Source organism: Lederbergia graminis (assembly GCF_042655485.1).
In the GTDB taxonomy this organism is placed as follows: Bacteria; Bacillota; Bacilli; order Bacillales; family Bacillaceae_C; genus Lederbergia; species Lederbergia graminis.
The window spans coordinates 21,721-34,196 of the sequence record NZ_JBHSMC010000001.1; the positions used below are offsets into that span (position 1 = coordinate 21,721).

General features: G+C 34.9%; 15 protein-coding genes. 11 read left to right on the forward strand and 4 right to left on the reverse strand.

What is annotated here, in order from left to right; all coding sequences use genetic code 11:
• Positions 1–14 precede the first annotated feature (14 nt).
• The 6 genes from comGC (at position 15) to ACFPM4_RS00155 (ending at position 2,641) form a co-directional block, all read left to right on the forward strand.
• A complete protein-coding gene (gene comGC, locus ACFPM4_RS00130) occupies positions 15–329 on the forward strand; it encodes a competence type IV pilus major pilin ComGC (RefSeq protein WP_382346337.1) in 315 nt (104 codons plus the stop codon).
• On the forward strand, positions 326–757 hold the full coding sequence (gene comGD / locus ACFPM4_RS00135) for a competence type IV pilus minor pilin ComGD (RefSeq protein WP_382346340.1): 432 nt from the start codon (positions 326–328) through the stop codon (positions 755–757). Before comGC ends, comGD begins: the two co-directional genes overlap by 4 nt.
• A complete protein-coding gene (locus ACFPM4_RS00140) occupies positions 747–1,043 on the forward strand; it encodes a hypothetical protein (protein WP_382346343.1) in 297 nt (98 codons plus the stop codon). The genes comGD and ACFPM4_RS00140 overlap by 11 nt, the downstream gene beginning before the upstream one ends.
• The gene (gene comGF, locus ACFPM4_RS00145; protein ID WP_382346346.1) at positions 1,015–1,452 is read left to right on the forward strand and encodes a competence type IV pilus minor pilin ComGF; all 438 of its coding nucleotides are present in this window, start codon (positions 1,015–1,017) and stop codon (positions 1,450–1,452) included. Before ACFPM4_RS00140 ends, comGF begins: the two co-directional genes overlap by 29 nt.
• Positions 1,453–1,907: 455 nt before the next feature.
• A complete protein-coding gene (locus ACFPM4_RS00150; RefSeq protein WP_382346349.1) occupies positions 1,908–2,411 on the forward strand; it encodes a shikimate kinase in 504 nt (167 codons plus the stop codon).
• 50 nt (positions 2,412–2,461) lie between these two features.
• Complete coding sequence (locus ACFPM4_RS00155; RefSeq protein WP_144920523.1) at positions 2,462–2,641, forward strand: YqzE family protein; 180 nt, start codon at positions 2,462–2,464, stop codon at positions 2,639–2,641.
• A 19-nt stretch (positions 2,642–2,660) separates the two neighbouring features.
• On the opposite strand, the gene ACFPM4_RS00160 is transcribed toward ACFPM4_RS00155, so the two are convergent.
• From ACFPM4_RS00160 to ACFPM4_RS00170, 3 genes are all read right to left on the reverse strand, one after another.
• The gene (locus ACFPM4_RS00160; RefSeq protein ID WP_382346352.1) at positions 2,661–3,464 is read right to left on the reverse strand and encodes a YqhG family protein; all 804 of its coding nucleotides are present in this window, start codon (positions 3,462–3,464) and stop codon (positions 2,661–2,663) included.
• A complete protein-coding gene (locus ACFPM4_RS00165) occupies positions 3,433–5,133 on the reverse strand; it encodes a DEAD/DEAH box helicase (RefSeq protein WP_382346355.1) in 1,701 nt (566 codons plus the stop codon). The genes ACFPM4_RS00160 and ACFPM4_RS00165 overlap by 32 nt, the downstream gene beginning before the upstream one ends.
• Positions 5,134–5,384: 251 nt before the next feature.
• Positions 5,385–5,780 carry a rhodanese-like domain-containing protein gene (locus ACFPM4_RS00170; protein WP_144920529.1) on the reverse strand — a complete coding sequence of 132 codons (396 nt, stop codon included), beginning with the start codon at positions 5,778–5,780 and terminating at the stop codon, positions 5,385–5,387.
• Between the two features lie 415 nt (positions 5,781–6,195).
• Between ACFPM4_RS00170 and ACFPM4_RS00175 the strand changes: the two genes are divergently transcribed.
• Together ACFPM4_RS00175 and ACFPM4_RS00180 are read left to right on the forward strand one after the other, a co-directional pair.
• The gene (locus tag ACFPM4_RS00175; protein WP_382346359.1) at positions 6,196–8,763 is read left to right on the forward strand and encodes a vitamin B12-dependent ribonucleotide reductase; all 2,568 of its coding nucleotides are present in this window, start codon (positions 6,196–6,198) and stop codon (positions 8,761–8,763) included.
• 108 nt (positions 8,764–8,871) lie between these two features.
• Positions 8,872–9,756 carry a patatin-like phospholipase family protein gene (locus tag ACFPM4_RS00180; protein WP_382346362.1) on the forward strand — a complete coding sequence of 295 codons (885 nt, stop codon included), beginning with the start codon at positions 8,872–8,874 and terminating at the stop codon, positions 9,754–9,756.
• Here ACFPM4_RS00180 and ACFPM4_RS00185 read toward each other — a convergent pair.
• On the reverse strand, positions 9,753–10,100 hold the full coding sequence (locus ACFPM4_RS00185) for an SA1362 family protein (protein ID WP_382346365.1): 348 nt from the start codon (positions 10,098–10,100) through the stop codon (positions 9,753–9,755). The genes ACFPM4_RS00180 and ACFPM4_RS00185 overlap by 4 nt on opposite strands.
• A 197-nt stretch (positions 10,101–10,297) precedes the next feature.
• Here ACFPM4_RS00185 and ACFPM4_RS00190 point away from each other — a divergent pair, with 197 nt between their 5' ends.
• The 3 genes from ACFPM4_RS00190 to ACFPM4_RS00200 all read left to right on the forward strand — a co-directional run bounded on the left by ACFPM4_RS00190 (position 10,298) and on the right by ACFPM4_RS00200 (position 12,469).
• Positions 10,298–10,798 (forward strand): YqhR family membrane protein, encoded by a 501-nt coding sequence (locus ACFPM4_RS00190; protein WP_382346369.1) that lies wholly within the window; start codon positions 10,298–10,300, stop codon positions 10,796–10,798.
• Between the two features lie 161 nt (positions 10,799–10,959).
• On the forward strand, positions 10,960–11,403 hold the full coding sequence (gene aroQ / locus ACFPM4_RS00195) for a type II 3-dehydroquinate dehydratase (RefSeq protein WP_144920548.1): 444 nt from the start codon (positions 10,960–10,962) through the stop codon (positions 11,401–11,403).
• A 1-nt stretch (position 11,404) separates the two neighbouring features.
• Complete coding sequence (locus tag ACFPM4_RS00200; RefSeq protein WP_382346372.1) at positions 11,405–12,469, forward strand: M24 family metallopeptidase; 1,065 nt, start codon at positions 11,405–11,407, stop codon at positions 12,467–12,469.
• Positions 12,470–12,476 lie beyond the last annotated feature (7 nt).

Consider the following 12,476-nt stretch of genomic DNA (forward strand, 5'->3'; position numbering starts at 1 on the left):
AAGGAGAAAACGTAATGAATAAAATTCAATTGTTCAACCAACGAGGATTTACCCTCATGGAAATGATGATCGTATTACTTGCCATATCCGTTATTTTACTTGTTGCGTTACCTAATATTTCGAAACAAAGCAATAGTGTAAATAATAAAGGCTGTGAGGCTTTGGTTCATATGCTACAAAGTCAGGTACAGCTCTTCCATATGGATAAATACCGTTATCCAGAAAGTCTAGAAGAATTAGAAGATTTTATGGAAAAAGAAGTTGGAGGAGAGTGCCCAAATGGAGCTGAATTAGAATTGATGGATGGAGTTGTCTCGATTAAGCAATGAGCAATCATTCAAAAGGTTTTACATTGATAGAAGTATTAATTGTCATCACTATTTCAACCATTATACTTTCAACAAGTGTAATTGCTTGGAATAGTTTCTGGGAAACGGTACAAAAAAGAACGTTTATTGCTCAATTACAGACTGACTTATACTATGCCCATGCTTTTGCAATTAATCGGCAAGAACCTGTTACTGTAAGTTTTCATATTACAAATAATCGCTATCAAGCTGAGACAGGAAAGAAAGAAGTACTCTTCTATAAACATTTACCCAACAATTGTTTTATCACTAAAGCAACCATCAATAAATTCTCGATTTCACCACAAGGGACTGTATCTCATTTTGGCACAATCGATTTCCAAATAAACTCACAGCCAGTAAGACTGAGTTTGAGAATTGGAAGTGGGAGGTTTTCCTTTGAAGAATGAGGCTGGCTATATGTTGATAGAATCAATATTTTCCATCTCCATGTTGTTTATAGTATGTGCTTCATTACTTCCCATCATGATCACTATGCTTTCCAATTTACGAGATTCTGAAAAGGAATTAACCGCTTTTCGGATATTGTATGAACAATTAGAATTGGATACGGAATCTAATGTTATGGAGGATAGATATATTAGAGGGGTGCAGTACCACTATCAACTGAAAGAAGTAAATGGTGAGTGGAGGGCTTGTGTATTTTATGAAGAATATGAATACTGTACAGAATAAGCAAGCTGGTTTTACACTCTTAGAATCCATTATTTCACTGATGATTGTCTCGGCAGTATTGTTCATGATACCAATTCTTCTTCACATTTATGTAAAATTGGACCATTCTGTACGGGTGAAGGAGGATTTTGAATGGAATTTATATTTAATCCAATTACGGAACGAGCTGCAAGGTAGTGAAAAGGTGGATGTTCGCAGGCAGCGCATCTTTATCTATAAGAATAACATGATGTATACACATGAGATTTATGGAAACATGATGAGAAGAAGGGTCAATGATAGAGGGCATGAAATCGTATTACACCATATCGTGTTTTTGAACTTTATCGAAGATGATCAGCGGCTCATTTTGAATGTTGAGTTTGAAAATGGTATAAAAGAGCAAGCACATTTTAAAATACCGAAGTAATAAAGGAGGTAAAGAAGATTTTAGATTGTCAAAAGGGGTCAATCTATCCTCTCGTTATAATCATTACAATGATTATATTCTTTGTATTAATAGAAATATCCATTGTTTATATATCTAAAATCAATTTTCTGCATGAAATGAAACAATATTATGAAAATCAAATAAATGGTTTAATAAAAGGCTCTGTTAAAGTTCATTTTTATTAACAATTTAGTTGATTGTAGCGGATGTACACGAGACTCCTGCGGGAACAGCACGAGCCGAAGATCCACTTGGCAAAGCGGTTTTCTTTGCCAAGTTAGCTGAGGCCGTGCCCGCGGAAAGCGAGTGTACAGGAGCGTAAATCAACAACAGAGTTTAACAGAGCTAATAAAAAATAAAAATGGATGATGGTCTCACTTTGTGATGAGTGATATGATAGTTTCATAGTAGAGAATAATAAAGGTGGGTATTAGGTGTATAGTGGACCAATCATATTAATAGGTTTTATGGGAGCGGGTAAAACAACAATTGGACAATTATTAGGACAAATAACTGGTCTCCCTGTTATTGATACAGACATAACTATTGAAGAACAGGAAAAAAGAACAATAAATACGATCTTTAATCAACATGGCGAAGAGTACTTTCGCAATGTAGAGTCACGCGTATTAAGACAAGTTGTGAGTGAGAATGCTGTAATTACAACTGGTGGAGGTATTATTTTAAGAGCTGAGAATCGTCAATTATTAAAAGAGACAGGAAATACTTTCTTTCTGGAGTGTGAACCGAATGTTGTAGTAGAACGATTAGCTGAAGATGATACACGACCATTACTCAAAAATAAATCACTAGCTGAAATAACTCAAATGTATCATAATCGTTTACCATTATATAAGGAATGTGCTACTTGTACTATTGATACATCCACTCTTACAATGGAAGAGGTAACAGAACTAATATTAAAGCGTATGAAATGAATAAGGAATTGTCCATACTTTCTAATAATAGTAGAAAGTAGGTGGGAATCTTGTCAACAAATGATTATATAAAGTACATTACTGAAACATTTGTTAAACATTTCGAAATTCCTAAAGAAGAACGCAGGCAATTGCGGTTGGAAAAGAAAGAGGCAAAGCCTCCTGCAATTTTTCAATGGTTCGGTCTACTGCCGTTATCCATTAGTATGATGTTTAAAAGGAAAGGCTAACCCTAAACGATGGAAGGGGTTAGCCTTTTATCATGTTTGATGCCAAGTAGTAAATACCTCCATTAATAATTTCAATATTTACTTTTGGCTCATATTGTTCTTGTAGTGCTTGCTTTTCAATCTCATATGTTTCAGGCTTTTCATCATGATCTTCATAAAAATGATCTAATAATGTTAAATCTTCGTTCCAGCGCGCAACTGCTTCTTCAGCCCATTTGTGTTCTTTCCCTTGGATATTTCCGATAACATAATTTTCTATTCGTTTAATTCCACTTGCTGGTTTAATAATTGGAGAAACAGTAAAACAATAATCCGGTATTTTAGGTGTTAGTGACAGGTCTTCTGTAGCTTGGAAAAAGTCTTCTATTAATGTGCCGTTAATTAAATTTAATCCGTATGACTGAAATACATCACGTTTCCGGTCACAACGATAAGAAACTTTAAGGTTAAGTAATAACCAAGGATGCAATGGAATCTGTTGGTTCACTACCATTCGTTTAGGCTCTTCATAAAGTCGAATATGTGAAGATAATTTTTTCGTAGTAGCAAATAATTGATGAAGCCTTGGAGCGCCGAAATGAATCGCTTCACCTTTTAAATCTGCTGGTACATTTTCAGCATTGGTGATGAAAGTTATTTTCATTGGATTTGGAACCCCACCGGTCTTTTCCAAATAAGTCCAATAAAATGGGCGATTCATTAGCGCCTTATCCATATCAATTGTTAGTTGTACTGTCATATACCCGTCATTATTTTCTTCAATTGTACAATTGTTACTTGTGAAGAAAGTTTCAAGATATTGATGTATTTCCTTCTGCAGCATGGGCCTCATCCTCCATTCGGATTGTATCGGCAAACTGTATTAATGAAGATAAATTACCCATTTTTACTTTCATTTCACCTTCTGTTTGTGATTTTAGGAAGATATCCTGTAAATACTCTTCAATATTTCTACAATCTAGTCTCGTAAGTATTTCATCTAGTTCACCGATAACTCGTTCGAATAAATTGATTTTCTCATATAACAGTTTTAGGACATTTTCTTCAATCGTATCTTTAATTGCAAAATTATAGATATGAACATTATTTTCTTGTCCTAGTCGATGAATACGACCAATTCTTTGTTCTAGGCGCATTGGATTCCATGGTAAATCAAAATTAATAATATGAGAACAGAACTGCAAGTTAATCCCTTCACCACCAGCTTCTGTAGCGATTAATACTTGAGCATGATTTTTGAATAATTCTCGCATCCAATCTTTTTTTCCACGTTTAAATCCACCACGAAATGGAACGGATTTAATACCATTTTGCTGTAAGTACCATTGTAAGTATAATTGTGTTGCTCGATATTCTGTAAATATGATTACTTTATCATCAATTGATTGTATGAGTTCTAGCGCCTTAACTGCTTTTGAATTTTGTGTGATTGCTTCGATCTTACTTTGAATAAATTTTAATTTTTCAATATAAGTTGGAGAAGGGTTTTCTTGTTTTGCTAACATGTTTTTTAAAGTAAGAAAAACTGCTTCACGACTACTACATGCTTCTCGTTTTAAAGTCACGAGTGAGAATCCATGTACTGGTAACCCGGATACGGATTCTTTAAGAGATTCAATAGAATCGTACAATTCACGTTCTTCCGACGTAAAGTCGATTGGAATAGTTTCTACAATTCTTTCCGGCCACTCAATACCAGTATCACCACGTCGATTTCGAATCATTACTTTATTAACTAGTTCTTTTAGATATTGATCATCTTGCATGGATATTTTTTGATTCTTATATTTTTCTAAAAATCCACTTTGGCTACCAAGATGACCTGGTTTTAATAATGATACAAGATGAAAAATCTCTTCTACTTTATTTTGAATTGGGGTTGCTGTTAATAGTAAGCAAAACTTCTTTTTGAGAGCTTGAACAAATTCATAGTTTTTAGTTTTATGATTTTTCAACTTGTGAGCTTCATCTATAATGACCATGTCATAATCTTGTTCAGCGATAATCTCTCGATGAGGGCTTCGTTTAGCAGTATCTATGGAAGAAACAACGCAATCATATTGTTCCCATACATAACTTTTTCTTTGTCCAATTGCAGGGATATAGAATTTAGTATTTAGTTCTTGTACCCATTGGGATACTAAAGAGGCTGGCACGAGAATTAGAACTTTCTTTACTAGTCCACGAATCATGTATTCTTTTAATATGAGACCTGCTTCTATTGTTTTCCCTAAACCAACCTCATCTGCAAGTATTGCTTTTCCATTCATGTTTTCTACTACTTGTCTTGCAGTTTCTAATTGATGAGGAAGAGGGGTGAGGTCAGGTAAAAATGTTGGTGCTACTAATCCTTCAAAAGATGGAATGCTTAAATGTTTTTCCGCCTCTATCGCTAATTTAAATAAATCATAATTTGCCCATGGTCCATCATTCTCTAATTTTTGCAAAAAACTTTCTTGCCAAGTTTGGTCAAAGTTAACTTTGATAGACATACAAATCCTCCTAGCAGATAAAGGGAAATTCAGTGTTGGTTTTACGTATTATACCCAATTCTTCAAATTTTATTGGATTTATTATCAGTAACATATAAAAAAACCAGATACTACGGTAATCTGGTTTTTTTATATTATCGTAAAATGTCGGATAAAAGTTTGGAGTCTCAGACTCAGCTAATAAATAAAGTCCATCATTTCTATCTATACAAAAGGCTGTCCACTACATGATGTTAGGGACAGCCTGATGATTAACTATTATATTTTTTTGTTGTTTTAATTTTTCCGGTCCACTTTTTAAATCCACCTTGTAAGTGGGAGAGATCGCGATAACCTTTGCGGTGTAAAATTTGTGCAGCTCTTCCACTACGCATACCGCTTTGACAGTATAAATAGACTGGCAAATCTGGACGGATTTCTTTCAATCGTGATTTAAGTTGTGTAACTGGAATGTTACGTGCTCCTAATATATGTCCAGCATCAAATTCGTTTGCTTCTCGAACATCAATAAGTTGTGCCTTACGATATCCAGCTCGGAATTCATCTTCTGTTAATGTTTTTAAGATTCTTTTTTGCTGGAAGTAATTAAATAGGGAGACGATAATAAATACCCCTAATATGATAAGTATGGTATATAAAAAACCCAATTTGTTTTCCCCTTTCTACTAATAGCCTACCTCTATTATATGCATCATTACGTATTGAATCAAAATCTTTTTATAGATAATTGATTTTCTGCTAAAAAAGATTTTAATAAATAGTCACTTTTATATGATTTTGCTTCTAAATAGCATTACATCGCATGTTTGGAGACGAATGGATTATCGCAAGTGCAAAAATTGTCCAAAAACCGCAGATTTTGAGAGGTTTTATCATGTAATCTATCATTTTCTATCGATATCTACTATTTTTAAATTTGACAAAAAAGGTTTGTGGTTTAATTTTTACTATATGTAGTGTGGTTGCCGAAAAATATATTCAACATATTGTGTTTAATCATTGATTTTTAGGATATATATGTGGTAACTTTTATTAAGAGTAAAGTATGAAGGAGTTGGAGTAGTGTCTATTACATCTACTAATAAATTAACCCTGAATGTAGAAAGGCTCAATGAGGATATTCGTTTGTTCAATCCTGTACATCCTATTACACCAGACATGAAGATCACCCATAAAGGTGTATCTAGACTTGTCATGATTGACCGTTATGCATTTAAGGATACTGAAAAAATAACATTAACAGAAGGAGACTTCGTAGTCTTAACAATTAAGGAAGATCCAAAATTCCCAGCAAGAGGACTAGGATTCATTAAAAAAATTGATTGGGAATCCAAAGTTGCTGAGGTATTAGTGGAAGATGAATACCGTAATTCCCTCGATGATGAAAAAGAAAGAGAGACTGGCCTAATTGTTCGCCCTCTAGACATTATTGAAAAACCACTTGAAATCTTCTATGAACAAATTGCCAAAAGAAATGCTACTGGTTTAGCAGCTGTTGAAACAACAGAAGAGAAGCGCAAAGAATGGTTCGAGAAATTTTATAAAGAATTAGCTAGTTTAAATTTTGTTCCTGCAGGACGAGTTTTATATGGTGCAGGGGCGGATACAGATGTAACGTATTTTAACTGTTATGTTATGCCATTTGTTGCTGACTCAAGAGAAGGTATTTCTGAGCATCGTAAGCAAGTAATGGAAATTATGAGCCGTGGTGGCGGTGTAGGAACAAATGGTTCTACATTAAGACCTCGTAACACACTTGCACGTGGTGTAAATGGTAAATCATCTGGTTCTGTTTCATGGCTTGACGACATTGCGAAACTAACACATTTAGTGGAACAAGGTGGATCCAGACGGGGAGCACAAATGATCATGCTTGCAGACTGGCATCCTGATATTGCTGAATTTATTATTTCAAAAATGCAAAATCCACATATATTGAAATTCTTAATTGAAAATACAACAGATCCAGTAATTAAGAAACTTGCAAAAGACAAGCTTAAATTTACACCATTAACAATGACAGAAGAAGCTATGTACCAAGGTATCCTAAACTACCGTAATATCCCTGGTGCTGGTGGATTTAGTGATTCTATTTTCCGTGAAGCAGAAGAAAAACTAGCGGATGGTGGAACATATTCAGTTCATAATCCTGAATTTTTAACTGGAGCTAATATTTCAGTATGCTTAACAAAAGAGTTTATGGAAGCTGTTGAAAACGATGCTGAGTATGAACTCCGCTTCCCTGATGTGGAAAATTACAATGAAGAAGAAATGAAAATATATAATGAAGAATGGCAAAAAGTTGGAGACGTTCGTGAGTGGGAAAAATTAGGATGCAAAGTTCGCACATATCGCAAAATAAAAGCGAAAGAACTTTGGAACTTAATTAACATTTGCGCAACATACTCTGCAGAGCCAGGTATTTTCTTTATTGATAATGCTAATGACATGACAAATGCACAAAGCTATGGTCAAAAAGTAGTAGCAACAAATCCATGTGGTGAGCAACCACTTGCACCATATTCTGTATGTAACTTAGCTGCTGTAAACCTAGCTGAAATGGCAGATAAAGAAAATAAAACTGTTAACTTTGAGAAGTTAAAAGAAACTGTTCGTATTGGAACGCGTATGCAAGATAACGTTATTAACGCAACACCGTATTTCTTAGAAGAAAACAAAAAACAGGCTCTTGGCGAACGTCGTGTTGGTCTTGGTGTTATGGGTCTCGCTGATTTATTAATCTATTGTGAGAAAGAATACGGATCACCTGAAGGAAATGAATTAGTGGACAAGGTGTTCGAAACGATTGCGATTACTGCTTATGAAACATCTGTTGAATTAGCGAAAGAAAAAGGAAGTTTCCCATTCTTAGTAGGTGAAACACCTGAAGAAACACAACGTCTACGAGAAGCATTTACAGAAACTGGTTACATGAAAAAAATGCCTGAAAGTTTAAAGAAATCAATTTTAGAAAATGGAATCCGTAACTCTCATTTATTAACTGTTGCTCCTACAGGATCCACTGGAACAATGGTTGGAGTTTCAACTGGATTAGAACCATATTTCTCTTTCACTTATTACCGTAGTGGACGACTTGGTAAGTTTATCGAAGTAAAAGCAGATATTGTGGAAGAATACTTGAAGAGCAATCCAGATGTAGATCCAGATAATTTACCAAACTGGTTTGTAACTGCAATGAGCCTTTCACCAGAAGCACACGCAGATGTTCAATGTGTAATCCAACGTTGGATTGATAGCTCTATTTCTAAAACGGTAAATGCACCTAAAGGATATTCTGTTGAACAAGTGGAGAAAGTATACGAACGTCTATACAAAGGTGGAGCAAAAGGCGGTACTGTCTATGTAGATGGAAGCCGTGATTCACAAGTATTGACTTTAAAAGCTGAAGACAATCAAATGGAAAAAAGCGAACAACTAGAGTTCAAACAACCAGATTTTAAGCAACCAGTTGTCTTGGTTGATACAATCCAAGATCTTCGTTCTACAAGTGTTACAATTGGTTCTGAAATCGGTAATACTTGTCCAGTATGTCGAAAAGGACAAGTAAAAGAAATCGGTGGATGTAACACATGTGATAACTGTAATGCCCAACTTAAGTGCGGACTATAATAAATAATTAAAACAGGCTTTCCTTTATAGGAAGGCCTGTTTTTTGTTCTAAATACTACAATAAACAATTAAAAATATATAAAGCTTTCCGAAAAGAGGGATGACAGCGTGGAAATTGATGGTGTTTTTTCGGGTGGTGGAATAAAAGGTTTTGCCCTTATTGGTGCATACCAGGAATTAGAGGAAAGAGGTTTTGTTTTTAAACAAGTTGCTGGCACAAGCGCAGGGGCCATTATGGCAGCCTTTATTGCTGCTGGTTATACGAGTAAAGAAATATTATCAATCATGGAAGAAACAGACATGAAGGATTTTTTAGATGCGCGAAACACATTGCTCCCATTTTCAATTGCAAAATGGCTATTATTATACTGGCGTATGGGTATGTATCGAGGAGAAGCACTGGAAGAGTGGTTAAGTAAAAAGTTAGCTGCAAAAGGAATCTATACATTTGGCGATTTACCAGAAAATAAATTAAGATTAATAGCGTCTGATTTATCCACAGGGAGAATGGTTGTCTTGCCAAATGAATTAGATCAATATGGAATACCTAAAGAGACTTTTCCCGTTGCCCGAGCTGTTAGAATGAGTTGTGGGCTGCCGTTTTTTTTCGAACCTATAAAACTCCGCTCGCTTGCAGGAACAAGTATTGTGATCGATGGCGGATTACTTAGTAATTTCCCAATATGGTTATTTGAAAATGAGAATGGAAGACGATCCAGGCCAGTTATTGGAGTGAAATTAAGTCAAAATTTAGAAGAACAACCCAAACGAATAATAAAAAATGGATTGGGCCTTTTCGAAGCACTGTTTATTACGATGAAAGATGCTCACGATACGAGGTATATATCTCGGAAACACGAAAAGGACATCATATTTATTCCGATGGAAGATGGTCTAACCGCAGAGTTCTCATTATCTGATGAAAAAAAAGCAACACTAATAGAAAGAGGGCGTAAAAAAACGAGCGACTTTTTAAATAAGTGGACTTATTAAAAAATCGCTCGATCTTTTTTCTTATTTTTTTTACCTTCTATTACAGTTAGGTGAGCAGTAGATTTTTTCCGAAGTGGCCGTTTTCGAGACGAACTGATTACTGTTTTATTAGCTTGTCGCTTACGTTTTTTTGATAGTTTTACTGCTTTCGCATATGCGATACTATCTTTGCTATTAGGTTTCCTACGCATCCACACTTTATAAATGACAATAATTAATGCTGTAATAACAACCATCGTTAATAATTGTTTAAGTAGACTAGAAGGATTACGTATTAATGTTGAGGCTAAACCAGTTAATGCAAGGATTGCTACAACTCCTACTATCCAATTACGAATGTTCAAGCCCCCACCTCCTCAGGAATTTATTACTATATTTCCCAGAAAGAACCGTAAGTATACTAAAATATATTTATTTTAACTTGAAAAACTTCTTCGTCATTATCACTATTGTACTAAAATATAGGAAATTTCACCACCTTAAATAAAATCATGCACAAATTTAAGTAATGCTGGACATGATATAAATGGAGGTGGATGTTTTGGAAAAAGAAAAAAATGTAAATAAAACACATATGAATCTTATGCAATTGACGATTATAACAGGACTTGTAGCAGGAATACTTGGTTCATTAATCGGTTTTTTTGCGCACACTTTTAAATTTACTGATATTAATCCGGATCTCATTCTTGCACCTTTTCAAGGTGAATGGAAAGAAGGGTGGCTTGGAATCGTGATTGCTACTCTACTATATGGAATAATATCCATAGTTGTTGCCCTTTTGTATTACTTTACATTAAGGAAGCAAAAATCAATTATTTGGGGAGCAGTATTTGGAGCTGTTATTTTTCTATTGTTGTACTTCGTCTTATATCCAATCATTCCAGGACTAGATCAAATTTGGAAATATCCGCTTCTTACAATTGTAACAGAAGTTTGTTTCTTTATATTATATGGTATATTTATCGGGTATTCGATTTCCTACGAGTACCAAGAACAGCAGTACTGGGAGAAAATAAAATTAGAGCAACAAGAGTCGTAATAAGGTAACACGAACTAACATGGAAAATGGATATTATTGATATACAAAGAGCTATAATCTTTTTCAATCATCCTTACTTTCACTATTTATAGTATGTGTACCCGAAGGTTTTGTGGTAAAATGTGTACTGGAAAACTTTTCTTTCTAGGGTGTGAAAATGGATGAAAATGCTAGTATTAAATGGACCGAACCTCAACATGCTTGGGAAACGAGAACCAGGCATTTATGGGAATAACACGTTGCACCAATTAGAAGAGGGCCTTGTGAATATTGGTCAAAAGATTGGGATCGATATCGTGTGTTTTCAATCTAATTATGAAGGAGCTTTACTTGATCATTTACATCAAGCTGAAGAAAAAGGATTTGAAGGAGTAATTATAAATCCAGGAGCTCTTACTCACTATAGTATCGCGCTTAGAGATGCAATTGCGGCAATTAAGATACCAGTGATTGAAGTTCATATTTCCAATGTACATGCTCGAGAAGAATTTAGAAAACATTCTGTTACAGCTCCAGAATGTATTGGCCAAATTGCTGGTTTTGGGTTTTACGGGTATGAGATGGCAGTCCATGCAATGATGAATTATTTAGGAAAGAGGGGGTAAAATGTCAAAGCTAGATAAACTTAGAAAACAATTTAATCAATTTAATATTGATGGTGTATTAATTACTAGTACATATAATCGTCGTTATATGACTAACTTCACAGGTACTGCAGGTGTCGTTCTAATTTCAGAAGATAGAGCGCTGTTCATTACAGATTTCCGTTACACAGAACAAGCTGCTGAACAAGCTACTGATTTTGAAATAATAAAGCATAACGGCCCTATCATTAGTGAGGTAGCTGAACGAGTGAAAGAACTTGGTATTAAAAAATTAGGCTTTGAACAGGACCATCTTAGCTATTCTGTTTGGAAGCAATATGAAGAGCAAGTAAAGACTGCTGAATTAGTACCTGTTTCTAATATGATTGAGAATATGCGTTTAATCAAAGATGAAGAAGAAATTAGTATTCTGAAAGAAGCGGCGGATATTGCGGATGCAACATTCAAACATATTCTTGACTATATTAAACCTGGAGTTACAGAATTAGAAGTATCAAATGAACTTGAATTTTTCATGAGAAAATGTGGTGCAACATCCTCTTCATTTGATATTATTGTAGCATCTGGTGCAAGAGCTGCATTACCACACGGAGTAGCTACTGATAAACAAATTGAAGTTGGCGATTTCGTCACAATGGATTTCGGGGCACTACATAAAGGATATGTATCGGATATTACTCGCACAGTAGCCGTAGGAAATCCATCGTCACAATTAAAGGAAATATATGATGTAACCTTAGAGGCACAACTTCGAGCGATGGACCAAATAAAGGCTGGTATGACTGGGATTGAGGCAGATGCAATCGCTAGAGACTATATCACTGAAAAAGGATATGGTGAGAATTTCGGTCATTCTCTAGGACATGGTATTGGTTTAGAAGTACATGAAGGTCCTGGTCTATCATTTCGCTCTGAAACTAAGTTAGTTCCTGGAATGGTCGTAACAGTGGAACCAGGAATTTATTTACCTGGCATTGGCGGGGTTCGAATTGAAGATGATATTCTTATCACCGAAAACGGGAATGAAACATTAACGCATTCCACAAAAGATCTTATTATCTTATAATTTTGGA

Coding starts and splice junctions, on each gene's coding strand:
- comGC (WP_382346337.1), top strand. CDS start 15: ATGAATAAAATTCAATTGTTCAACCAACGAGGATTTACCCTCATGGAA.
- comGD (WP_382346340.1), top strand. CDS start 326: ATGAGCAATCATTCAAAAGGTTTTACATTGATAGAAGTATTAATTGTC.
- comGF (WP_382346346.1), top strand. CDS start 1,015: ATGAAGAATATGAATACTGTACAGAATAAGCAAGCTGGTTTTACACTC.
- ACFPM4_RS00160 (WP_382346352.1), bottom strand. CDS start 3,464: ATGCTGCAGAAGGAAATACATCAATATCTTGAAACTTTCTTCACAAGT.
- ACFPM4_RS00165 (WP_382346355.1), bottom strand. CDS start 5,133: ATGTCTATCAAAGTTAACTTTGACCAAACTTGGCAAGAAAGTTTTTTG.
- aroQ (WP_144920548.1), top strand. CDS start 10,960: ATGAAAATGCTAGTATTAAATGGACCGAACCTCAACATGCTTGGGAAA.
- ACFPM4_RS00200 (WP_382346372.1), top strand. CDS start 11,405: ATGTCAAAGCTAGATAAACTTAGAAAACAATTTAATCAATTTAATATT.